Annotated in this window: 19 protein-coding genes and 1 pseudogene; 9 read left to right on the top strand and 11 right to left on the bottom strand. The window is 48.1% G+C overall.

Translation table 11 applies throughout. The features are described 5' to 3' along the window. Positions 1 to 2: 2 nt before the first annotated feature. The 5 genes and pseudogenes from MHB49_RS01340 to MHB49_RS01320 form a co-directional block, all read right to left on the bottom strand. Positions 3 to 851 carry a carbohydrate ABC transporter permease gene (locus MHB49_RS01340; RefSeq protein ID WP_024629431.1) on the bottom strand — a complete coding sequence of 283 codons (849 nt, stop codon included), beginning with the start codon at positions 849 to 851 and terminating at the stop codon, positions 3 to 5. After that, entirely contained in the window at positions 848 to 1,798 is a 951-nt protein-coding gene (locus tag MHB49_RS01335; RefSeq protein WP_405154739.1) for a carbohydrate ABC transporter permease, read from the bottom strand. The genes MHB49_RS01340 and MHB49_RS01335 overlap by 4 nt, the downstream gene beginning before the upstream one ends. 46 nt (positions 1,799 to 1,844) lie before the next feature. Next, the gene (locus MHB49_RS01330) at positions 1,845 to 3,179 is read right to left on the bottom strand and encodes an ABC transporter substrate-binding protein (protein WP_247900311.1); all 1,335 of its coding nucleotides are present in this window, start codon (positions 3,177 to 3,179) and stop codon (positions 1,845 to 1,847) included. 257 nt (positions 3,180 to 3,436) lie between these two features. Next, positions 3,437 to 4,258 (bottom strand): annotated as a pseudogene (locus MHB49_RS01325) (glycoside hydrolase family 105 protein); the annotation flags it as partial. A gap of 15 nt (positions 4,259 to 4,273) precedes the next feature. Then, positions 4,274 to 5,779, bottom strand: coding sequence for a hypothetical protein (locus MHB49_RS01320; RefSeq protein WP_405154738.1), 1,506 nt, complete (start codon positions 5,777 to 5,779; stop codon positions 4,274 to 4,276). Positions 5,780 to 6,164: 385 nt separating this feature from the next. On the opposite strand from MHB49_RS01320, the gene MHB49_RS01315 reads away from it, so the two are divergent. Further along, complete coding sequence (locus MHB49_RS01315) at positions 6,165 to 6,473, top strand: hypothetical protein (RefSeq protein ID WP_405154737.1); 309 nt, start codon at positions 6,165 to 6,167, stop codon at positions 6,471 to 6,473. Between the two features lie 134 nt (positions 6,474 to 6,607). Next, entirely contained in the window at positions 6,608 to 6,961 is a 354-nt protein-coding gene (locus MHB49_RS01310) for a methyl-accepting chemotaxis protein (RefSeq protein WP_405154736.1), read from the top strand. A gap of 190 nt (positions 6,962 to 7,151) precedes the next feature. On the opposite strand, the gene MHB49_RS01305 is transcribed toward MHB49_RS01310, so the two are convergent. Further along, complete coding sequence (locus MHB49_RS01305) at positions 7,152 to 7,970, bottom strand: endonuclease/exonuclease/phosphatase family protein (RefSeq protein WP_405154735.1); 819 nt, start codon at positions 7,968 to 7,970, stop codon at positions 7,152 to 7,154. Positions 7,971 to 8,248: 278 nt separating this feature from the next. Here MHB49_RS01305 and MHB49_RS01300 point away from each other — a divergent pair, with 278 nt between their 5' ends. Together MHB49_RS01300 and MHB49_RS01295 are read left to right on the top strand one after the other, a co-directional pair. After that, the gene (locus tag MHB49_RS01300) at positions 8,249 to 10,018 is read left to right on the top strand and encodes an SWIM zinc finger domain-containing protein (RefSeq protein ID WP_405154734.1); all 1,770 of its coding nucleotides are present in this window, start codon (positions 8,249 to 8,251) and stop codon (positions 10,016 to 10,018) included. A 5-nt stretch (positions 10,019 to 10,023) separates the two neighbouring features. After that, positions 10,024 to 13,038 (top strand): DEAD/DEAH box helicase, encoded by a 3,015-nt coding sequence (locus MHB49_RS01295; RefSeq protein ID WP_405157018.1) that lies wholly within the window; start codon positions 10,024 to 10,026, stop codon positions 13,036 to 13,038. A 103-nt stretch (positions 13,039 to 13,141) separates the two neighbouring features. On the opposite strand, the gene MHB49_RS01290 is transcribed toward MHB49_RS01295, so the two are convergent. The 5 genes from MHB49_RS01290 to MHB49_RS01270 all read right to left on the bottom strand — a co-directional run bounded on the left by MHB49_RS01290 (position 13,142) and on the right by MHB49_RS01270 (position 19,231). Next, positions 13,142 to 13,612, bottom strand: a complete 471-nt coding sequence (locus tag MHB49_RS01290) for a hypothetical protein (RefSeq protein ID WP_405154733.1) — start codon at positions 13,610 to 13,612, stop codon at positions 13,142 to 13,144. 205 nt (positions 13,613 to 13,817) lie between these two features. Continuing rightward, positions 13,818 to 14,768, bottom strand: coding sequence for a 2-keto-3-deoxygluconate permease (locus tag MHB49_RS01285; protein WP_405154732.1), 951 nt, complete (start codon positions 14,766 to 14,768; stop codon positions 13,818 to 13,820). A 6-nt stretch (positions 14,769 to 14,774) separates the two neighbouring features. Continuing rightward, positions 14,775 to 16,232 (bottom strand): glycoside hydrolase family 1 protein, encoded by a 1,458-nt coding sequence (locus MHB49_RS01280; RefSeq protein WP_405154731.1) that lies wholly within the window; start codon positions 16,230 to 16,232, stop codon positions 14,775 to 14,777. Between the two features lie 93 nt (positions 16,233 to 16,325). Then, the gene (locus tag MHB49_RS01275) at positions 16,326 to 18,260 is read right to left on the bottom strand and encodes a beta-glucoside-specific PTS transporter subunit IIABC (protein WP_405154730.1); all 1,935 of its coding nucleotides are present in this window, start codon (positions 18,258 to 18,260) and stop codon (positions 16,326 to 16,328) included. Between the two features lie 137 nt (positions 18,261 to 18,397). Next, entirely contained in the window at positions 18,398 to 19,231 is an 834-nt protein-coding gene (locus MHB49_RS01270; RefSeq protein ID WP_405154729.1) for a PRD domain-containing protein, read from the bottom strand. Positions 19,232 to 19,576: 345 nt separating this feature from the next. Between MHB49_RS01270 and MHB49_RS01265 the strand changes: the two genes are divergently transcribed. From MHB49_RS01265 to csaA, 5 genes are all read left to right on the top strand, one after another. Next, positions 19,577 to 20,116, top strand: a complete 540-nt coding sequence (locus MHB49_RS01265; RefSeq protein ID WP_405154728.1) for a sigma-70 family RNA polymerase sigma factor — start codon at positions 19,577 to 19,579, stop codon at positions 20,114 to 20,116. Next, positions 20,100 to 21,218 carry a DUF4179 domain-containing protein gene (locus MHB49_RS01260; RefSeq protein ID WP_405154727.1) on the top strand — a complete coding sequence of 373 codons (1,119 nt, stop codon included), beginning with the start codon at positions 20,100 to 20,102 and terminating at the stop codon, positions 21,216 to 21,218. The genes MHB49_RS01265 and MHB49_RS01260 overlap by 17 nt, the downstream gene beginning before the upstream one ends. 34 nt (positions 21,219 to 21,252) lie before the next feature. Next, positions 21,253 to 21,834 (top strand): VanZ family protein, encoded by a 582-nt coding sequence (locus tag MHB49_RS01255; protein WP_405154726.1) that lies wholly within the window; start codon positions 21,253 to 21,255, stop codon positions 21,832 to 21,834. Positions 21,835 to 22,035: 201 nt separating this feature from the next. Then, a complete protein-coding gene (udk, locus tag MHB49_RS01250; RefSeq protein WP_247900298.1) occupies positions 22,036 to 22,668 on the top strand; it encodes a uridine kinase in 633 nt (210 codons plus the stop codon). A 176-nt stretch (positions 22,669 to 22,844) separates the two neighbouring features. Next, positions 22,845 to 23,174: a chaperone CsaA gene (gene csaA, locus MHB49_RS01245; protein ID WP_405154725.1), complete on the top strand. Its 330-nt coding sequence runs from the start codon at positions 22,845 to 22,847 to the stop codon at positions 23,172 to 23,174. Positions 23,175 to 23,264 lie beyond the last annotated feature (90 nt).

Raw genomic sequence — 23,264 nt, 5'->3', positions numbered from 1 at the left:
AATTACCCTTTGAGCCCAGAGGTTGCGATTCCTTCCACGAAATACTTTTGACACACGATAAATACGATAAAACAAGGCACCAGTGACAGTACTGACATCGCAAACATTGGGCCCCAATCGGACTGGGAGCTGGAATCGAGGAAAAGGCGCAAGCCCAGCGGTACCGTGTATTTGCTGACATCACTCAGATAGATCAACTGGCTGAAGAAATCGTCCCATGTCCACAAAAAGGTAAAGATCATTGTCGTGACTAACGCCGGAAAAGCCAGCGGAATGATAATTTTGGTGTAAATTCGTACAGGACCGCAGCCATCAATTGTCGCCGCTTCATCCAGCTCTTTGGGCAATCCCCGGAAGAACTGGACCATCAGGAAAATAAAGAAGGCATCGGTCGCCAGCCATTTCGGCACCACCAGCGGCAGATACGTATTCACCCATTCCAGATGGTTAAACAGAATATATTGAGGAATCAGCGTCACATGATGTGGCAGCATGATCGTCATCAGCATCAAGCCAAAGCAGATCGCTTTGAACCTAAAATTTAATCTGGCAAAGGCGTACGCCGCCATCGAGCAAGAGATGACATTGCCTAGCACAGCGCCCAGAGACAAAACGACCGAGTTGGTTAGAAAACGAGAGAACGGATTGCCCTGGATTCCCGTCCAGCCATTGATGTAATTTTGCCAATTCCATTCTTGTGGCCAGAACCAGGTCTCGGTGAAAATCATATGTCCCGGTTTGAATGAACTGCCCAGCATCCAAAGTACCGGGTACAGCATGACAAAAGCAATGCCCGAGATCAGTACATGTTTGGCGACTACCCACGCAGCAGAGTTTCGTTGTCCAATCATGATTTCCCACCATCCTCATAGTGCACCCACAGCTTGCTGCTGCGGAATACCAGCAATGTAAAAACCCCGATCAGGATCACCAGCACCCAGGCCATTGCGGACGCATAACCCATCTGGAAGAACGAGAAACCTTTTTTGTACAGGTATAGAGAGTACATTAATGTTGAATTGACAGGCCCTCCGCTGCCGTTACTGATAACGAAAGCCTGAGTAAATGACTGGAAAGATGTAATTAGCTGCATCACGAGATTGAAAAAGATAACCGGTGACAGAATCGGCAGTGTGATATAAAAGAATCTCCGGACTGGGCCTGCTCCATCTACGGCGGAAGCTTCGTCATACTCAGGCGGAATCTGCTTCAAGCCTGCCAGGAAAATAATCATCGACGATCCGAACTGCCATACGGACAGCAATACGATTGAATACAGCGCATATTTCGGATTGGCGACCCAATCGGGCGCCTTAATGCCGACCATAGCGAGTACCCCATTGAGCAGTCCATCACCGCCCAGCATTTTGCGCCACAGCATCGCGATCGCGACACTGCCCCCAAGCAGGGTTGGGATGTAATACACCGTACGGTAAATGCCAAGCCCACGAATGCCTTTGTTCAACAGCATCGCCACCAGCAGGGCAAAAATCAGCTTAACGGGTACGGATACGGCGACATACGTAAATGTGACTTTGAGAGATTGGATAAACAGTTTATCCGATGTAAACATCGTGGTGTAGTTATCCAGACCGACCCAGGAAGGGGCGGCCAGGATACTATAGTCAGTGAACGAAATGTATAAGGAAACGAGCATCGGTCCAAGTGTCAGAAACAATAAACCAACCAGCCATGGGGCCAGAAAAAGAAGTGCTGCTCCATTATGAGCATATCTCCGTTTCACCCGTCGGGCTGTCACACGTTCGGTACGAGCCTGACTGACCTGTGTTGTACTCATCTTCGCAACCTCCCCGCAGAATATGAAGTATGGAGCCATTCAAGAGTTATTGACTTGAGGCAAGTGTTGCCTTGGCACCTTCAATGAACTGGGCAATTACATCGGGTGTGCTGCCTTGACCGAAGGCGATCTGCTCGCTTGCACTCTTGAAGCTGGTATCCACTTCGGAAAATCCTTGCGGGTATGGCGGATCAATCTCACTGGAGTTCTTGGATACCACATCAATAAATTGGAAGATGGCTTGCTCCGCTTCCGGCAGCGTAGGCTGCATCTTCTCACGAATGCTGGCATTCACGGGTACTCCGCGCTCCGAACCCAGAATGGCGGTAGCTTCCGGATCATTCACCATGAAGTCGATAAACATCGCGACTTCCTTTGGATGTTTTGTTTTGGCATAACCGGACAGGAATTGACCTGCTTTCAGGTATTCACCGATTTGCTTTTCACCTACACCGTGCGGAAGCACTTGTATTGCAAGCTTATGATCCTGGTTTTTGTTCACCTGCTGGAACGTCAGCAATTGGTTAGACCAGGCAAAGTCCATGGCTGCTGTACCAAGTGAGATCGGGCGTGTCTCCAGTGCATTCGTAGTCGATGCCGTCACTTCTGCAGAGGTAGCACCCCCGTTCTCACGAAGCGCACCCCACATGTCAAACCATTGCTGAAGCTCCTCGCTGGTCGCTGTCAACGTCCCGCCATCAAATAACCCCTTGCCTGTTTGCCGGATAAATACCTCAAACATGTTGGTGGTTCCCGATACATCCGCCGAACCGTAGAAACCGTCCCCTTTCTCTGCTGCAATCTTGGCCGCTACGTCGCTAAAATCCTTCCACGTCCAGCTTTCCTGCGGCTCCTCGATCCCAAGCTCCTGAAATACGGTCGCATCATAGATAACACCTGGCGCATTGACACCCAATGTAATCGCATATAATTTATCGTCAATTGATCCGGCTTTGAGCATGCTCTTGTCATGATCCTCTGTGCGCAGCTCTTTGCTCTCTGCGTACGGGGTCAGGTCAAGCAAAGCACCACGCCGGGCAAAGTCAGTTAGAAAAGCGTAATCCATCTGTATGATATCCGGTGCATTTGAACCGGCTACCTGTGTAGTCAGCTTGTCAAAGTATCCGTCCCAACCGGAATATTCCGGCTTGATGGTAATGCCAGGGTGCTTCTCTTCAAACAGCTTAATCACTTTGGTCGTGAGATCGTGGCGAGTCTGTGATCCCCACCAGGTCATACGAAGTTCAATTTTGCCGGAAGTATTCCCTTCTTCTCCTTCATTGGATGAAGCCGACGGTGATGATGATCCTCCGGAACAGGCTGTAGCGAACATTAACAGGGATAGGCAGAACAGGGTTACCCACTTTTTGGTATTCAACATGTATGAAATTCCTCCCCTTTTGCTTTTATGGAATCGCTTACAAAAACTATTGTAACGGCCTATGGCTGCTCATGACATAAAGAAAAGTAAGCTTTCCTGTCAAAAAAGTAAGGGGTTGGGACAAACGTCCATTCAAATATCATCAATACTCCAGTGATTAAATAACCACCAGGAATAATGCTCCCGGTGGTTATTCATATATACAGCATTCTTCGTGCGGCGTACTGTACCTCGCTCCATCAGTTGTACTCGCAATTTCAGGATTGCGTCACAGCAGTTGATGACACCTTAGGCTGGGCCAGATGTTTCTTCATCTTCGCTACTTCGGTTCCCGCCAGCATCATTATGCCTATCCCGTGATTGTCATTCGTCACTGTGAGCAGATCCTTATTGTAGTACTCTGCGGTAAAGGCATATCTCGATCCACTGCATACACCATGTACATTGCCCTGACGGTCAATCGCTTTACGGGTTAATCCGTTCCATGCCCGTTCAGCCGCTTCAATGTAACGCGCGGGTTGACTTAACCAGCCAAAACGTACTCCCCGTGAAAAACCATAAGCAAACATTGCTGTACAGGAGGCTTCCTGGTATGTTTCTGAATCATTCAGTACCTGATGCCACAATCCGCCCTCTCCTTGCAGAGCTGCATATCCTTCACATAATTCATTAAAGAAGGAAATTAAAGCCGGGCGATCCGGGTGCTCTGCCGGCAAAGCTTCCAACACCTCAGACAGTGAAAAGAGCGTCCATCCATTTCCCCGTCCCCACGGAATCTGTGTCGCCTGTCCATATTTGAAATCATATACGTGGGACATGATCTTAAATTCAGGCATGAATAGATACTCCCGATACAATAAAAATTGTCTGGCGGCTTCGTCCAATGCTGAATTATTCCCCGTCAGTCGGGCATATCGCACGAGGAATGGAGTGCTCATGTAGAGGTCGTCTGCCCACATCGTATTCTCTGCAAATTCTCCGATACACTCGCGGTAAAATGCACCGTCTTCCTGTCGTTCCAACCGGGTCAGCATAAAATCTGCAATTCGTTCGGCAATCGGCAAGAACGTCGACTCCTGACATTCCGAATATGCTTACAGCATCGCAGACCCAAATGAACCACAGTTATCCAGCATTTTCAGCATAACGAGCTGCTGGTTAACCGCTGGGAAACCGTACTGCTCCCGATCCCATAAGGAGTACTCATCCATACGAGTGCACGCCTGCACATGATCCGCGGCATAACGCGTAATATCAGGTCGCTGCAAATAACGTCCGGTCTGCAACAGACCATACACAGTGACACCCAATGGATAATCCCAGCGACCATAGTTGGTCACACTGCCTACTGTCCATTTGTTACTGAGCATTGCATTTTCATAATAAGGACGTATCCACGCATCTGGTCTGTCCAGTCGCCAATATATGCGTTCCTTACGTGCCTGTTGGCTTCCCGTTTCTTCCGGGTTATCGTTCAATACATTTCTTTTAAACACCCGATCAGTGCGCATTAGATCCTGCAAATCAGGTTCTGTGTCCTCCGATTCAAAAGGTCCTAGATATAACCATGATTCTCCAGAAGCTCCATGGACACGCTGGGGAAGCTCCAGTTCCAGTTGCTCTCCATTCACCGTTGCGTTTATTACAAAATTCCATGGCTCAGCCGTATCGCTACATTCACTGCGGACCAACAGGTCATTCCGTCCAAAAGATGCGGGTATGTTTACCTCGAACGGACCCGCTTCCTTCAATTGTACCGCCGATACGCTGTTCAGCCATATATTCAGTGGCCCAGAAGATCGACCAGACAAACGGATCGGGCATTCGCTTGAATCTCTGTTCATCAACCTTGTCCACGCATAGGCTTGCTGACCAGGAAGATGTCCGTATATTCTCTCCAGGGACGGTTGCGTCTGTTTTTCCTCTGACCATTGCGCGTCAGGCAGCCACTCCAGTCTGTGATCCTCTTCTGACCCGAGCAGATTCCATTCCGGATGACTGTCCTCCGCCAATCCGGCTATATGGTCTGAGTTAAACGTGAGCAATTCCTCCGAGCTTACCGGTTTGGAGTACACCCATCCGGCCTGTCCCTGTCTCTCCTGGAAAGGAGCGAGCACATTCAGAATGCGCACTTTCCCCTCGTCCGAGCCAAACTGGCATCCAAAGCCCGCAGGTGTATACTTCATCTCCAGCAGCAGCGTATTCCATCCCGGCTTAATGTCGATTCCCAGTTTCACAGTCGCGTCCAGGTTGATCTCATCCATGACCGTGGAGCGATATACCAATTGCTCGTTAAAATAGAAACGAATCGGTCCATAACAGCGGATCAGCACATCCAGATTTCGGTCTTCATCCCCCCAAACGAGCGCTGCGGCATAGGAAACCTGGCCTTTATGTGCATCAGGGAAGCGCTTCTTCAGATTCAGGTCATACAGACCCTTCTCATTTTGTAAAATACCAGACTTCTGAAATACGCGATATACAAAATCAGCCTGCGCGTTGGCCCCTATATACCTCTCTGCCAGCACCTTCAGCACCTGATCCTGATCTTCTCCGAATCGGTAATACATACTCTGCGGTTCACTGAAATACGTTGTCATCGAATGCTCACATTCCTCTCCTGCTGGAATACTTAGGTATAGCGCTTAACCTTTGTGAGAAAATCCCTTTTACCGAACGGTGATGATCTCGTTTATCTTTGGAACAGCCGAATAATAAACCAAGTATAACTGACCTGCTTCCCGGTGGCTACAGATTTTTGGTTACGCTTACAAATAAATAATTGTATTGTCAGTCTGATGATAAGACAAAACAAAGGACTACATAGTTGTAGTCCTTCTCATGTAGATTAAGCTCTGAACCGATTCTGAACAAATCGCCTTATTTCAACAAAGTATTGAGCATTGGTTTAAAAATTGAAAAATGTTTCCGATATAGGTAGTAGGCTGAAAATTCCACTTTTTGTATGAGAAAGGACGATGTACCTTGAGTATTCTGGACTCTCTGGTTAATGCTATGCCTTTTGTAAGACAGATGTTTCGTGATGATGTATCCATATCTATTAATGATCATGAGAAAGTATTGTATTTTGCCGAAGCCAATAGTCTGGAGATTGGTGTAAAAGTTGGGGATGAACTGCATGAGGATTATAAGGATTTTAAAATGCTTATTAACAAGGACACACGTACCGTGGCCCGCATGCCCGGTGATCTGCAAGGTAGACCCTTTGATTCCATCCTGATTCCAATTAAGGAAAACGATCAGGTTGTGGGCATACTCGGTGTAAACTACTGATTAGCGAAAATGAAGCGACCATTCATGCACTGGTTGGTGGAATTCAGCAGATTGCGGCTCATTCAGAGGAACTGTCGGCGACATCGGAAGAAATCCTGCGCAACTCCAAAAAAGCCTCCGAGAACTCGGTCAATGTGACCAAAGTGACAAACGTCATCCGTGAAGTATCCGAACAAACCAACCTGCTTGGCTTAAATGCTATGATTGAAGCGGCTCGTGTCGGAGATCTGGGAAGCGGCTTCGGTGTTGTTGCCAGTGAGGTTCGCAAGCTGTCCGATCACACCAAACAAGCAGCAGCCGATATCGAGTCATCCCTTGGCAGCGTCCAGGATTCCATTAAACATATGGAACAGGAGATCGGTCAGATTACAACAGCAACGGTGGATCAGGCTGGGCTGGTAAACGAGTTTATGGAGAGTATTGAACAGCTTAGTGAAACCAGTGCGAATCTGAAAACGTTTGTGCAAAAGATGCTGGCTCTGGAATAAGGAATGTGTTGCAGTTTAATGGATAGAACAATCAATATTGACATGTACATAGTTTTAAAATGAACTTCTCCTCAACAGATTCATATGTATGACACAGAAAATGAAAAGCCTCCGACTGCACCCTTCTAAGGAGTGAGCGGAGGCTTTCGTTTTATTTTGATAAAGAATCGTGTACAAGACTGTCCCCGTGTTAAATTTCGACAGCTACGCCGTAATGGTCAGAGACCACAGGACCGTTCTTTCCGTTGAGAACTACCGTCGAAGACTTCGCCCGTACCGGACGGTTGGAGAAAATATAATCAATACGCAGATCACGTTTGTTATCCGCCCAGCCGGCAATGGCTTTGACCACGGTTGCACCGTCATCCTTTTGCACAGCTGTCGTGTACAGGTCATTCCAGCCCTTGCTCATCATATAATCATAGCCTTCCCCACGAATCTCTGCGACATTATTGAAATCACCCATAATATACAGCGGCTGGTCCATATATGGAGCAAGCTTGCTTTCGGTCAGTTCCCACTGCCCCTTGAAAGGTTCTTGTTCATCATCCCACCAATTATAATGTCCATTCACAAACCAGGTCGCTTCACCTTGTACTTCAGTCTGAACACCTACAATTTTGCGTGTCCGGTAGTTGTCATAATCCCGCATGTGAGATACATATTCACCAAAAGCCTGTGTGATCGGCGTCCGGCTCAAGATGGCCAGCCCTTCATCGTATTTTTGGAAACCGATATGCGCCGGAATCCATGTCCAGTAATAGGTCTCGGTCAGTTGCGTAAGCAGAACGTAGGCATAGTTATCTTTTTTGATCACAGCATCCGATTCCGTGGCAAAGTAATGTTTCAATTCCTCTGCAGACAGCACTGCTTCTTGCATGGATTGATTAACCTCTTGCATAGAGATCACATCAAATTGATGTGTATTGATAAAATCAGCCAGCTGACTGATCTTGTTCAGTTGGTCTTCTTCTGCCCAAGCGTGTGTATTTAACGTAAGTATTTTCATATGCTCTCTCCTGTTGTTTGAAATTAAGCCGAGTCCCGGCCTGCATCGTTCCTGAAAGGAATACATACGCTAAGCATACACAAGACGAGCTTGTTATGCATGGTTTATGGTAAAAAATAGAGATCGGTATCATTGGATTTTGACGATTAAAAGTATCTTCCAAGTTCCCGGAACCGATGCACGGATCACACGATAACTGATATGATGGATACATGAAATGCACACCATTACGTCAAGACGTGGTGATTACTGAACCTATGATTTCCCCAGGAGATGGAATGATGAACATACCTAATGACATGAAGATGGATGATGCGCAGTGGCAGCAGCTAATCAGGCAGGTCGCCGAACACTTTAACAACCTGACGATTATGCGCGGATTCCAATATTATAAACAGAAACGCGTCGGACCATTAACCTACACCGAACAAAACGGAATTTTGGCTGAAGTCCAAGGCACCGGAGAGTATAGGGTAACCCTGAGCTTGCAATCGCTCACCACCAGTCACTGTACCTGTCCGGTTGGTTCTCATTGCAAACATATGATAGCCGTTCTAATGAGTTATGCGGAGCAACTGGGGCGACCCGTACACGGCATTGTGAACGCCCACTCCAGTACGGCACTAAAACAGGCTGCAAAACCTGCTGCTATAGCGATTTCTGGACGTTCGGATTACGCAGCGCATGAAGAGGATCTCACCATCCCTGATAACCAGTATAGCCAGATCAAGGAACGTGCAATGGAGCTTGCAGATCTTGAGATCACGGAATGGCATGAGCTGTTTCGGGCATGCCTGAAACGACTGGGAACAGGTACGCCGAGTACATCTTATGTGCAGGCTGCAGCGGACGAGCTCTATTCCATCAAACCTAAGTTGCACTCTGGCATGGACCAGTTATTTGAGCTGCATGTTCAGTTGTACCTGATTCGCTTCTGTGTGCCTGGCCGCAATTCAATTACACATACACCTGTGTATCTGAGCTATCCCGCTCAACTTGCCGTGGATGCGCTCCAGAAAGGGTTGGAACAGACCTTTAGTCGGCCGTTGGATTTCTCCGGTCTAAAGGGCACAAAGCTTGAACACCAATGGGAAAGGCTTGAGGAAACCTCGGCTTACCTGCGTACGCAGATGATATCAGAGTCAGCCAGCATGATGTTCTTCGCCCCGATTTACCGACAATTATGGTTAAGCTGGATCGTGCCTCATCTTCAGGAACACGGGAAAACGCTGGAGTCAGAGCTGGCGTTCCTACAGGAAATGGAGAACAGACTGACTGCTGCCTCCACCCCCACCAAACCTGGGGAGAGTGTGCTGAGCGTAGCGAATCTGACGGAAAAAGGGAGCGGTGCCCCGATTAAATCTGTCACTTTGCCCTTACCGCTGGTGTTGGCACAGAGCTGGATCTATTTCCATATGGGACAAGATGAACAGGCTTGGCAGCGATTAATCAGCGGAAGCTCGGCATATGGCATCCCGCCGGAGCATCTGCTTCATTTTCTTCATGTGCTTGCAGATGCTTCGAACTGGAAACGGCTCGGCGAGTGGTTAGTGCAGCTCGGACCTTTGCTCGCGAACCGACGGAACTCCCCTCTGAATGATTACATGCAGTTGTGGGACACAGCCATTCATCATCTGCCTGATGTAGAAAACCGCATGTGGGACACACTGGTCAGCATGCTGCCCCATTCACGACCTGCTTATGAAGAAGCGATGCATTCCCGGGGACAGTGGCGTCGATGGATTGATTTTCAACTGAGCACAGAAACGGAGCCGCTTGAATTCCGGGTAGCTGTGCTGCAGCCGATTGAAAAGGATGCACCTGAGTTGCTGCTTCCTTTCTACCATCAGGCTGTGGATCGTTATATCGGACACAAAAACAGGGACGGATACAAAGCAGCCGTGAAACTGTTGAAACGTCTGTCCAAAATTTATAAAAAATTGAAGCAGGAAGAACACTGGGAGCAGTTTATCACCACTTTGGCTGTTCGCAACAGCCGACTGCGCGCCCTGCAGGAAGAGCTTCGGAAAGGTAAGTTGATCTCATGAGCCTAATGCACCCTTACACCGAAACGATTGAAGTCCATGTTGCATTGACGGGATATGGGGATGCCTTGTTCTATGGAGCGCTGAACACCCATCACTTTGTATCGGGACAATCGCTCAAGCAACGATTATTTGCTTGGCATGCCCCTTCCTTCTACGGAACAGAACTGGAAACAAGACAGATCGAAGAAATTGAACTGGTCGTCCTGCCTGCGGAAGAAGTGATTCCTTTCTTCAGCGAAATGAACACCCTTCTGCACATTGAATGGAAATGGGACGAGCAGGCAGAGCATTTAATCCGGCTGGCCCCGGTACTTGCAGCATCGATTGAGAATCGTAAATACATCCCCAGCTTTACCGCATTTCGTTCGGGACAACTGCAATGGACCTGGGATCCGGACAGCTTGAAAAAGCAGGATCGAATGGCTCTTGGCAAAGCTCTGGAGCAAACGGATGAAAGCTACGCCGAAGGGTTGAGTGCTGCCTATTCAGCCTCCGTATTTCAGCGATGGTACAGCACGGAAGAAGCAGCCACCGATCTGCGACGCGAGTTCCCCCAGTTGTTTCCACAAAGCGGAACAGCTCCGCAAACGGCCGGCATGGATGCCCAGTCCTGGCTCGTGTCCATCGGCTGGAAAGCAGACGCAGCCCCATTCCGTCCGCTCCTGCAATTGCTGGAGCCGGAAGATGATGAACCAGCATGGCGACTACGGCTGGTATTGCAGAACAAACTGGATGCAGCCATACTCGTTCCCGTTCGACTGGATTCACGTGGCCGGTTGGAAGGTGAATGGCCGGACGTGTGGACGCCGTTCATCCTTGATCGTTCGGCAGGATGGCTGGAGCAGCTGCGTGCACATCTGCCCCGAATTCGCCGCGCTATCAGCGGCAGCCGAGATGTACTCAGTGATCCATTGGGAGATCAGGATGCTTGGCTGTTCCTGACGCAAGACAGCGGGCGACTGCTCGAAGCCGGGTGGCAAGTGCTGCTTCCGGGTTGGTGGGAAGCTGCACGCAAGAAGAAACCCAAGCTGCGTGCCAAGGTGAAACCGGAGGAAGGCAGTGAACGGGGACAGTCGTTCTTTGGACTGGACTCGATCATTCATTTTGACTGGCGTATTGCGATTGGGGATACGGATCTCAGCGAGGAAGAATTTGCTGATCTCGTGGCCCGTAATGAACGGCTGGTCCGCTTCCGTGGAGAATGGGTTCCACTTGATCCAGCCTTGCTTGAGCAGATTCGCCGGGCCATGGGCGGTGTGGATCAGGAACAGGGGCTGTCTTTTCAGGATATTCTGCACCTACATCTACTTCATAATGAGCAGCGGGAATATCGCAACCAGAAACGCAAGGAAGGACAGGAAGAGAAAGAAGAACAACCACAATCCAACGAGAACATTCGACTTGAGGTGGAATTGAACGAACACCTGAACCGGGTCATTGCACAGCTAGGCGGCGGACAAGGTGGAGCTCCTTCTCTCCCGATTCCGGAAGGACTTCATGCTGAGCTGCGTTCCTATCAAAAGGAAGGATTCGCTTGGCTCGGATTTTTGCGCCGTTTCGGTCTCGGAGCCTGTCTCGCGGATGACATGGGTCTGGGCAAAACCATTCAATTCATCACATATCTGCTGCATCTCAAGGAGAATCAGCCGCGCTTGCATGGAGAAGCCCCTGCCCTGCTCGTCTGCCCTACTTCCGTACTCGGAAACTGGCAAAAAGAGATTAGCCGCTTCGCTCCCTCTATTAATGTCAGTCTGCATTATGGTGCTCGTAGACTGAGCGGGGAAGAGTTCCGGGAACAGACCGAACGGGTGGATATCATCATTACCTCGTATGCAACGGCCACGCTGGATCAGGAAATGCTGCAGTCATATACGTGGGCATCCATCTGTCTGGATGAGGCTCAAAATATTAAAAACGCCCAAACGAAGCAATCCATGGCAGTACGCAGCTTCCCGGCCAAACACCGTATTGCACTGACTGGTACGCCGATTGAAAATCGGTTGTCCGAGCTGTGGTCCATCTATGATTTTATCAACCCGGGATATCTGGGCAGTGCACGTGCATTCCAAACTCGCTTTATCAGTGCGATTGAGAAGGATAAGGACGAGCAGCGCATGCAGGATCTGCAGCAGCTGGTGAAGCCATTCATGCTGCGCCGCAAGAAGAAAGATCCGAATATTCAACTCGATCTGCCGGACAAAAATGAGATGAAAACCTACATTCACCTTACGGGTGAACAAAGTGCACTATATGACCAGTCCGTTCAGGAACTGATGGACAAAATGAAAGAGTTGGAAGGCATCAAGCGCAAAGGTGCGATTCTCTCTGCATTAACCCAGCTCAAGCAGTTGTGTGATCACCCCCTACTGCTGACCAAAGAAGCCTTGCCGGAAACGATCTCCTCTGAAGGATCTGTAACAGAGTATGACCTGTACAGTCCTCAGGACATGGCCATGCTGATCAACCGCTCCGCGAAGCTGGAACGACTGATGGAACTGGTCCGCGAACTGCGGGACGAGGGCGAACGGTGCCTGATTTTCACACAGTACATCGGCATGGGACAGATGCTGCAACAGGTATTAAGACAGGAGCTGCAGGAACCTGTACTGTATCTGCATGGGGGTACGTCCAAAACAGCCAGGGATCGTATGATTGACGAGTTCCAGTCCCGGACGTTGCCTGCGGCAGAGCAGCCATCGGTCTTTATTCTGTCCATCAAAGCAGGCGGCGTGGGCTTGAACCTGACCGCAGCGAATCATGTATTCCACTTTGACCGCTGGTGGAACCCTGCCGTGGAAAATCAGGCCACTGACCGCGCCTATCGGATGGGACAGACGAAGGATGTTCAGGTACACAAGTTCATCTCGCTGGGCACACTTGAAGAACGCATTGACGAGATGCTGGAGAGTAAGCAGCAGCTCAGTGACAATATCATCACCAGCTCTGAGAACTGGATTACCGAACTGTCGACGGATGAGCTGAAGGATCTGTTCACCCGGCGCCGCGACTGGTCGGGTTAACTCCAGACTCGATTGTTGCAACATACGTAACCTTGTAACTAGTAGAATACAAAAAGAGCGAAGTGTCGGAATTTGGTTTCCGTCTTCGCTCTTTTTTACATTCCTAGCGCATGTTTCCGATGATGGACGATCTTGAATCCTGCATTTTCTTGATGAAGTTAGTCATCACATCAAAAGCTTCATTGCGTTTGTTAGTCATAGATTGCAAACGCAGCATATCCATTTGTTGTGAGTTGCTCAACGCATCGATTTGGCCTTTCAGTTTTTGAGCTTGGGCAGTATCCCCATTCTGATTAGCTACCTGCAATTGTTCGTTCAGCTCTGCAATCGCTTGATTGCGATTTTGAACTGCTTGAATTTGTGCCTGCAATTGGCTATCCAGCAATTTCGTGCGTTCTTGCTGAACCATCATCAAAGCTGTTTCGATGTCCATGCTGCTCAGATCAATAGCTGAGAGGGAAGACCCCACCGGATTTACCGCAGATGCACTTGCTGCAGAAGCAGAAGTTACAACGGATACAGCTGCGATGGCAGCAATAGCTGTGGAAGAAATGACTTTGCTTGATTTCTTCATAACGTAGACCTCCTTTTATATATGTAGATACCCCATTAACTGGCATCTTTCGACATCATATATCGAAGGTCCTAGATCCTACAACCCAAACTAGCGAAGTTGAGACTAAATTGATACAAATTGAGTCCCAGAACCAATAGATATACATAATTCAAAACCAGCACGCTGTTCCATTCAAAATGGCAAACGTGCTGGTCGTTTTGTTTTATTTTCCAGAATCCATGGCAGTATCAGGTTGAGCCAACCTTCTAACGATATACGGAACCAGAATGGAGGTCAGAATAACCGCAAAAGCAATCTGGGCAATCGCCGTCTCCACATAAGGTTCATATGCCGGGTTAAATCCGGCGGCCATCGAGGGTACTACCATTGACAGACCAGCAACCGAACAAGTCGCTGCCGCTGCATAACCCGGACGTTTGAGCAGCGCACGATCAATTCCGATGAGAGGCAGCATACAGATGATTAGAAACAGCACAGTCACCAGCAAACCGGATAGACTCGACTGAAACGCAATGCCCAAATTAATATTGGACCCGAAGCTTGTACCCAGAAAAGGCAGCAGAATCAATGTTCCTGGAGCGAACATCTTACAAATATTGCTGTCCAGATTACCCAACAGAATACCAATCAGAAAAGGCACCAGCGTAGCAATAACACTGAGATAATCAATACCGACACCACTTGCCGAATTCAATATCATGACCGGAATGACGGGAACAGCAATGAGATTCAAAATACCAAATGCAGCTCGATCCACATCATCGCCATAGGAGTTCATTAACGCCAGATATAGTCCCGGATTGCAGCTGGTCAGAATGGCAATGAATGCTACCGCAGAGACACCACCAATCCCGCCTATACCAAAAAAATGTACGAACGCCCAGCCGAATACACAGCTGATGATTATACGGGAAATACAGAGCACACCTGCTCTCTTCAAAGTCGTCAGGAGTTGGGACAGGTTCAACTGTGTTCCGGACACCAGCAGAATCATGCCAATGAGCACCATCGTTCCTTTTGAAGTGAACAGCGCCGTCGTTGGATCTCCAATCTGAAAGAAAGACGGAAACAGAGTGTTAATGACAGCGGCGAGCAGCATGGGGACAATGAGCAAACCGCCGGGAATTTTTTTGACACGCCCCAGAATATTCATCTTGGCTTACAGCTGCTCTCCGTTCGTTTTGATCACATTCTGATACCAGAAGAACGAATCTTTACGATATCTTTTCAGCGTACCATTGCCATAATCGTCCTGATCGACATAGATGAACCCGTAACGTTTGCTCATCTCGGAAGTACCCGAACTGATCATGTCGATCGGTCCCCACATCGTGTACCCCAGAACCTCCACACCATCGGCAATGGCCAGCCCCATCTGTTCAATGTGTTTGCTCAGGAAGTCGATTCGATAAGGATCGTTGATACTTCCGTCTTCATTCAGCTTGTCGTAGAAACCTGAGCTGTTCTCCAGAATGAACACAGGTTTTTGATACCGATCATAGACGAGATTAAGCGTATACCGCAGGCCAATCGGATCAATCTGCCAACCCCACTCGTTTGCAGGCAAATGCGGGTTTTTGTAGACGCTGTGTACGTTCCCGGCTGTTAATTCAAGCTGTTCGGTATCACTGCTGGAGATCATGGAATTGTAATACGACATGCCAACGAAGTCCGCCGTATGTGCGCGAATGCTATCCAGATCGCCATCCTCGATGTTAAGCTGAATTTCCTTGTTTTTAAAATACGTTTTACTGTAGTAAGGGTACTCGCCTTTATTGAGCACATCCAAATAGAATTGATTTTTCATCTGATCATCCTGCTGCATCTGAAGTGCATCCTCCGGCTTGCATGTGTAAGGATATGTTGTAAAATATGCCACCATACTTCCGATCTGGTTATTCGGATCAATCTCATGGGCCAGCTTGGTTGCTCTGGACGCAGCTACAAATTGATGATGCAGCCCCTGAAACAGCATTTCCTCATAATTTGGAGCATCATAATCAATAATTCCAAGCGTCTTGGCCGATGCTTTCACACTCATGTTGATTTCGTTGAACGTTACCCAATACTTCACTTTGCCCTTGTAACGATTGAACAGCACATCACAATAGCTTATATACAGATCGATCAACTTGCGGTTGTACCATCCGCCAAATTTGTCCATCAGTACAATTGGTGTATCAAAGTGGCTAATGGTGATCAGGGGCTCCATGCCATATTTTAGACATTCATCAATGACCTGATCATAGAACGCTAATGCCTTTTCGTTCGGAGCGGCATCATCGCCACCTGGAAATACTCTGGCCCATGAAATGGAGTAACGAAATACTTTGAAGCCCATCTCGGCAAACAAAGCGATGTCCTCACGGAACGTATGGTAGAAATCGATCCCCCGGCGCTTGGGATATTTCACGGTATCCGGGTCATTCTTGGCTTCTTCAATCATCTCCCGATTGACCCTGATCTGTTTAGTCACCTTGCGATCGTTCTTCTCGTTAAACTTCATCACTTCCGGTATGGTCAGGCTCTTGCCATCTACATCATATGCGCCTTCTGCCTGACAGGCAGACAAGGCACCGCCCCATAAGAAATCTTTTGGAAAGTTGGAATTGGTCATTTTGCTTCCTCCTGTTATTACGTATTATTAAGGTCTTATTAAGACCATCCAGCTTGCTGCTCGTTGTTCGCCAAGTGAAAAGGTTAACTGTCCTTACGGAATTAGCTTGATTAAAGCCTCGCTCTCACGGATCGGGCCGCTGGTAGCTGTGGTCAAGACGTCTCCATACTGCTGCATATTGGTTACCACAATGGATGTAATCGTGTTATATCCCGCTGAAGTGATGCCTTCCGGATCAAACTCTACCAATAAATCCCCTGCCTTGATACTCTGTCCTTGTTCTATATGGGCGTTAAAATATTCCCCTTTCAGACTGACGGTGTCCACGCCAATATGAATCAGAATTTCCACACCGTTTGCTGCCTTGAGCCCAATGGCATGTTTGGTACGATATAACGCTTCAACTATCCCGTCAAAAGGAGCGTACACTTTGCCTTCTGTTGGAACAATGGCAATGCCTTTACCCATCAGCTCCTGGGCGAATGCCTGATCCTCAACCTCTGAGATCGGTCTGATCTCCCCGGTCATTGGACTGACAATTAGCATATCGGAGGAAGATGCAGATGTCTGAGGTGAGTCTTGTTCTGCTGTCACTCCTGTGGCAGCAGCAGTCTGAATGCTGTCTACCGCACCCGCTGCCTGCTGCTTCGGTTTTGCTCCATCTGCATCTTCCTTGATACCCGCCATCAGGGTAAATACAAAGCCGAGTACGATTGCAGCAACAGAACCAATCACGACATAGATGTAACGGTCAGCAGTATACGTCCCCAAAGCGAGGATGCCGGGCAATGAAATTGCTGTAGCACTGGCGTGAACCAGACTGTAAAATCCTCCGACCAGTCCGGCTGCTGCACAGCCCGCAAAGAATGGCCGCTTATATCGCAGCGTAACCCCGTAGATAGCAGGTTCAGTGATTCCGAACAATGCCGTGAAGCCGCTTGATCCGGCGGCAGATTTCATCGTTTTACTCTTCGTCAGTACAAATACACCGAATGCCGCTCCCGCTTGGGCCAGGTTCGCCGCCAGTGCAGCTGGCAGCAGCACGGTTGAACCCAGGCTCGCCACTTGTTGTACCTGAATGGGCATGAGTGCATAGTGCATACCGAACATAACCATGATCGGTTTGAAAAATCCGAGAATCAGACCAGCAAGAACGCCTGCTGTGGTGAACAGATAATTAATTCCCTGGGTAAGCCAGTCACCGACATAGGAACCGATAGGTCCAAGTACGATGAGTTCGAGCGGAATCATGATAAATAAAACCACCATCGGGGTAAGCAGCACCCGCAGAAACTTCGGTATGAACTGATCGACAAATCTGTACACATAGCTCATAATCCAAACGGCCAGTATGATGGGAATGACCGAGGATGAATACTTCATCAGCAGGATCGGCATTCCAAGAAAATCAATGGTATTGACGCCTGTATCGGCGATCTGGGCAGCTGCATTCAAAATGGTTGGATGCATCAGTCCGGCTGCAAGTGCCACTGCCAGATACGGATTGGTTTTGAACTTGTAAGCTGCGCTCACGGCCAGGAAGAAAGGCAGGAAATAGAAGATCAGATCGCCAATCATGTTGACGATGACCAAGAATCCCGAGCCTTCGAGCCATCCCAATGCAGCGATTACTGTAGCCACACATTTGATCATCCCGCAGCCAACGAGGGCTGGAAGTACAGGCGTGAATATGCCTGCAATCGTCTCCAGCACTACATTGACCGGGTTACGTTTCTTCTTCGGTCCGCTGCGATCTGCGGATTCGTCCACTCCACCAAATTGGTCTGAAGTCAGACTTTTCACTTCACCGTATACTGCATCTACCTTGGCACCAATAACGACCTGGATCTGTCCCCCGGAATTCTGTGCCTTGAGTACGCCCTCCAGCTGATCCAGCGTCTTCAAATCTGCCTTGGCATCATCTTTTAATACAAATCTCAACCGGGTTGCACAGTGTGTCAGACCCGAAATATTTTGCTCGCCGCCAACAAGTTCAAGTATGTTTTTAGCCAAGTCTTTGTTGTTCATGACCCTTCTCCTTTATACAGAAAGATAAAATGGTTTGATTTTTATATAAAAAATGACCAAGCCGGGGAATCGTCATTCCCTACGCTTGGTCATGCCTGATCGAATCAGTAACAGTCCATTGTGTAATATTTAATTGTTTAGTTGGATATGAGTCGTTGGATATGAAGAATCAGGTATAATTTTTCATCATCGGAACAGGTCCAGCCATAATTGTTTTTCAGGAAATCCGCAATCTTCTCCACACACGCCAGTTCCTTCGGAAACTTCTCCTTCACCATCAGGAACAGGGACTCGTTCTCGTCCTTGAGCGATTTGCCGCTCATTTGCCGCATAATGAAGTACCGTATATGTGTCGCAAACCTCATAAAATGAATGGAATCTTCCTGAAAATCGATTTTGAGCGCATACTTGATCACCGATAGAATCTCACCCGTTACTGTGGTCACCTTGGTCGTGTCCGTCATTTCTCCCGAACCGACCTGTGCGTTAACAAAGTGAAGTGCCATGAGTGTCGTTTCTGCTGCTGGCAAGGTTATACCCGTTTGTTCATGGATCAGCTTGAGTGCTGCCTCCCCCACCCGGGTCTCCTCCGGATAGAGTGTCCGTACTTCCCATTCCAGTGGATTTTTGATACTGATTCCTTCTCTGGTTCGGGTTAACGCAAAACTGATATGGTCAGACAGGGTGAGAAGCAGATTCGGGTTAAACGTTTTATTCAGGATCTGACTGCCCAGCTTGATGACTTCCTCCGCGAGATAAATATCCTCAATCGGAATGCTGTTCAGCAGATCATACATCCGGATGTTCTTCGGAGCTACGAATATTTTCTCCACCAAATCGGTCTCCGTCAGCTCATAAGGGGTCTTCAGAAATCCCACACCCTTGCCTACGACAAATACCTCTTCGTTATGTTCATTGATAGCGATGGCCACGTTATTGTTTACTTTCTTGATAACCTTCAATGTTCTCACCCCCTGACAAAAATAAAAAAGACCGAAAGCGATTACAGTAAAGCAATCGAATTCGGTCATGCCTGGTTTCCCCAGTAACAGTCCGTGTTATGAATATACGTTTATTATAGTGCTGTTTTCGTAAAAGTCAATCATCCAATGTCAGGAAAAAATTAACCTCTCTTTCATTGAAGGATATATACACCCGAATCGAAGGGACCGTGCACACCCAATACGTCATATATAACGAGCACTTTTTATGAACTAAAAATAAATGTGACCCTATGCCCTGTACGGCAGTCTAATTCATATAAAAACCAGCCCAGTGCTGTATTCATTCCTCCCATACGAAAGGAGCTGTCAACCATGGATTCACCCGATCTCATCAAACTAGCCATTCAGGGAGATCGCGATGCCTTCATCAGGCTAATCCGAGAGATTGAAAATTCCCTATACAATACCGCAATATCCATGCTGCGAAAAGAGGAGGATGTGGCGGATGCCATTCAGGAGACCATTCTGAAAGCCTACAAATCCATGCACACCCTCCGGGAACCCCAGTACTTCAAAACATGGATGTTCCGCATTCTTATTAATGAATGCAATACCCTACTATCCCGTCGTTCCCGCTCCACTTCCTATGCAGAAGTACCACCGTCAAGACAGCTGGAGCCTTCCAGTCCCTATGATGAGGTGGACATGAGAGAAGCGGTCGATCAATTGGAAGAGTCCAAGCGAATTGTCATTGTGCTGCACTATTTTGAAGATTTGAGTCTGCGTCAAGTCGCAGATGCGCTGGGGCTATCTGAAAGCGCAGTGAAAATGAGGCTGACACGGGCAAGAAAAGAACTGTACCACAAATTCAGAAACTTTCGGGAGGTAAAATTCCATGTCGAACCCGTTTAATATCGATCAGAAGTTAAAAGAACAAGCAAAGGAGCGTCCAATTATGTCTGAAATCGTACGTAACCGCATTGATGCTACACTGGGGTCTCTGCCAGAATCACCAAACACCATGAACATCGAACAGGGCGCAGGGCGCGGGCTGCGCAAAGGATTACGCCGCACGGCAGCCGCAACAATTGCAGCCGGTGTACTGGGCGTGACCGTATTTGCATCAGGCTTTGTCTCTCCGGTCATGGCTGACTCCTTGCGCCAAATACCGCTTGTAGGCAGTCTCTTCAGCTCCATCGAAGCAGATATGGGGCTTAGAACAGCGGGTAACGAAGGTTTAACTACCCCTGTGAACCGCTCCTTTGCTTATCAGGATGTGAAGCTCGAAGTAATGGAAACGGTATATGACGGTACACGCGCAGCGTTTCTGGTTCACGTCACTGCACCCAATCTGAATCAGGGCATGTATGACAACGGCAAGGACATTGTGAAGCTGAGCAGTGGCATTGAGAATGTCTTTTTCCAAGCCAACGGGTCCCGACCGGACAGCGGTCTGTTCTACAGTTCCACCGGGGCGAACGAGCCAGACACCCTGCTCTTTGAACAGGTCATTCCCTCCGATCAGAAAGACGCCTTCCCGGATCAGTTTGACGCTAAAGTCAAGTTGACGCTTCAAGGGATTGATCACGAGTTTGAGTTGACGGTTCCTTTTGCCAAATCAACAGACAACATCCAACACGTTCAGCCTGATACCGTCATGACCCATGATCTGTATACAGCTGCTGTTACGAAAGCCGACGTTACACCTGTCACCACCCGCTTAACTACCGTTATCGGTTTGAACGATAAGAGTACACTTACAGCAAAAGAGGAAGAACAGCTGCGTCACATCGGATTTGCCGTCTATGATGATCAGGGGCGGCAGCTGACTGCACTCAGTGGCGAGGGCATATACGAGGGCAACCAGCTGAAATCGGAACGCATCTATGCTACAACAGCCAAGGATGTAAAATACCTGATGGTGAAACCTTTCGAGATCAAGGATGACTTCGCCGAAGAGGTGAAAGACACGCAATTCATCAAGGGAATGGAAATGAAGATTCAGCTTCAATAGCCTGAAACTCATTTCTTTGTAAAGGGGTCATTCCATGTCATTCCAATATTCAATCTCATCTCCCATCGTACTTGGTCCGCTATTCGTTTTGGTCCTGCTTATCCTGGTGCTTCATGCCAGGTTGAGCAGAACCAGGTATACGGTCAGACAGTATGTGTTAGTGCTCGCATTAGCCATATATATGTTGGGTATTATGCACTTTGTATTCTTCCCTATCGACGTGAACATCGGGATCTATGCCAATCAGACCCCCTGGTATCAAAGCATTCAATGGATTCCCCTTCTGACCGCAGATGCATCAAGTTTTCTCCTAAACATCCTGCTGTTTATGCCACTGGGGTTTATGCTTCCTTTGGCAAGGCCTTGGATTCACTCGATACGAACAGCAGCAGCATCAGGATTGGCCTTGAGTTTTCTCATCGAAATAACACAACTCCTGCTCCGAGTAACCTTGGGCAACGGTCGCAGCACCGATCTGAACGATCTAATAGCCAATACAGCAGGAAGTGTAATTGGCTTTGTCATCCTGAATATGTTCTCAAAAAGTTCCATCGGACAGCGCCTAATAGCCGTATGGGAGTTACCTCATGGTGCATCCTCCAAAGATATGCAGTAATTGATAAGCAGCAAACATAACTTGCCCTGGAAGGCAAAACATGGTCCATCCGCCAATGATGAAAAAAGCCGTCTGCTATGTTACAATGATGGAATTGTGTATTCACAGACAGACATGTGGATAAAGGCATGAACGAAGGAATTCTGGTTCGCCTTTATTCATTCATCATGCTGCCATTCTAGGGAGGTTTATGGAACAATCATGCTCATTATTGGTATCGCCGGAGGAACCGGCTCCGGTAAAACGACGGTAGCTCGCTCCGTCATAGACCGTCTTGGATCGGGCAAAGTGACTTTCATATCCCAAGACAACTATTACAAAGATCAGTCGCAGCTCACCCCTGAGCAACGTCGACTCACCAATTACGATCATCCGTTTGCATTCGATAATGATCTGCTAATTGAGCATCTTACCCTGTTAAAACAAGGACAAACGGCATATGCTCCCGTATATGACTTCACCATAGATAACCGTGCCGCCGATGAAACGATGGAACTGGCACCGAACCATATCGTGATTGTGGAAGGACTGCATGTCCTGATCGATGAACATCTGCGCGCCCTTCTGGATATCAAGGTATTTGTTGATACGGATTCCGATGTGCGTATTCTGCGCAGAGTACTGCGGGATATGGAAGAACGCGGCCGTACGATTCAATCCGTATACAAACAATATCTCGAAACCGTTAAACCGATGCATGATGCTTTTATCGAGCCTTCCAAAAAGTATGCAGACATCATCATTCCCGAAGGTGGACATAATGAAGTTGGCATTCAGATGTTATCCATTCTGACTGAGAAATATCTGACCGGTGAAAAGTGGAATGGCGCTTAATGTAATATGATTTTGCTGCATTAAACGCTCTGCCCTGCTCACATCCGAGTGGAACAAAAACGGGCATCGCTCATACCATATCAACACTAAAATCCAGGTTGCAATTAGCGCAATCTGGATTTTTTGGTTATTTCTATTTTATAATGGACTCCATAGCTGAAAGGAGACATCACAATATGGCTACTTTTGAAGAGTTTATCCAGCATGATATCCGCGTTGGCACAGTGGTGGAAGCCGAACCTTTTCCAAAGGCACGCATCCCCGCCATTAAAATGACCATCGATTTCGGCCCACTTGGCCTTAAACGTTCGAGCGCCCAAATTACGAAACGTTATACCCCCGACATGATGATCGGCAAGCAGGTTATTGCTGTAGTCAATTTCCCACCACGCCGAATTGCCGGTTTTGTATCAGAAGTACTGGTGCTGGGCGGTGTGCCCGGTGAAGGTGACGTTGTATTGTTAAAGCCGGACCAGGCTTTACCGAACGGAACTTCGATTGCCTGATTTTTCGTCATATCGCTGATCCTGTCTTTCCACCCTAAAATATAAGGCTATGAATCCTCAGATTCGTGGCCTTTTTTTGCATGGTAGAGT

The sequence above is a fragment of the Paenibacillus sp. FSL K6-0108 genome (assembly GCF_045040695.1).
Taxonomy (GTDB): domain Bacteria; phylum Bacillota; class Bacilli; order Paenibacillales; family Paenibacillaceae; genus Paenibacillus; species Paenibacillus pabuli_B.
This window is presented reverse-complemented; position numbering and strand designations above follow the sequence as displayed.

What these genes read in the sequence shown, in the direction of transcription:
- MHB49_RS01320 (WP_405154738.1), bottom strand. Translation starts at nt 5,779, where the DNA reads ATGACAACGTATTTCAGTGAACCGCAGAGTATGTATTACCGATTCGGA.
- MHB49_RS01260 (WP_405154727.1), top strand. Translation starts at nt 20,100, where the DNA reads ATGTCGAACCCGTTTAATATCGATCAGAAGTTAAAAGAACAAGCAAAG.
- csaA (WP_405154725.1), top strand. Translation starts at nt 22,845, where the DNA reads ATGGCTACTTTTGAAGAGTTTATCCAGCATGATATCCGCGTTGGCACA.
- MHB49_RS01305 (WP_405154735.1), bottom strand. Translation starts at nt 7,970, where the DNA reads ATGAAAATACTTACGTTAAATACACACGCTTGGGCAGAAGAAGACCAA.
- MHB49_RS01340 (WP_024629431.1), bottom strand. Translation starts at nt 851, where the DNA reads ATGATTGGACAACGAAACTCTGCTGCGTGGGTAGTCGCCAAACATGTA.
- MHB49_RS01335 (WP_405154739.1), bottom strand. Translation starts at nt 1,798, where the DNA reads ATGAGTACAACACAGGTCAGTCAGGCTCGTACCGAACGTGTGACAGCC.
- MHB49_RS01280 (WP_405154731.1), bottom strand. Translation starts at nt 16,232, where the DNA reads ATGACCAATTCCAACTTTCCAAAAGATTTCTTATGGGGCGGTGCCTTG.
- MHB49_RS01275 (WP_405154730.1), bottom strand. Translation starts at nt 18,260, where the DNA reads ATGAACAACAAAGACTTGGCTAAAAACATACTTGAACTTGTTGGCGGC.
- MHB49_RS01255 (WP_405154726.1), top strand. Translation starts at nt 21,253, where the DNA reads ATGTCATTCCAATATTCAATCTCATCTCCCATCGTACTTGGTCCGCTA.
- MHB49_RS01300 (WP_405154734.1), top strand. Translation starts at nt 8,249, where the DNA reads ATGATGAACATACCTAATGACATGAAGATGGATGATGCGCAGTGGCAG.
- MHB49_RS01290 (WP_405154733.1), bottom strand. Translation starts at nt 13,612, where the DNA reads ATGAAGAAATCAAGCAAAGTCATTTCTTCCACAGCTATTGCTGCCATC.
- MHB49_RS01295 (WP_405157018.1), top strand. Translation starts at nt 10,024, where the DNA reads ATGCACCCTTACACCGAAACGATTGAAGTCCATGTTGCATTGACGGGA.
- MHB49_RS01265 (WP_405154728.1), top strand. Translation starts at nt 19,577, where the DNA reads ATGGATTCACCCGATCTCATCAAACTAGCCATTCAGGGAGATCGCGAT.
- MHB49_RS01285 (WP_405154732.1), bottom strand. Translation starts at nt 14,768, where the DNA reads ATGAATATTCTGGGGCGTGTCAAAAAAATTCCCGGCGGTTTGCTCATT.
- udk (WP_247900298.1), top strand. Translation starts at nt 22,036, where the DNA reads ATGCTCATTATTGGTATCGCCGGAGGAACCGGCTCCGGTAAAACGACG.
- MHB49_RS01330 (WP_247900311.1), bottom strand. Translation starts at nt 3,179, where the DNA reads ATGTTGAATACCAAAAAGTGGGTAACCCTGTTCTGCCTATCCCTGTTA.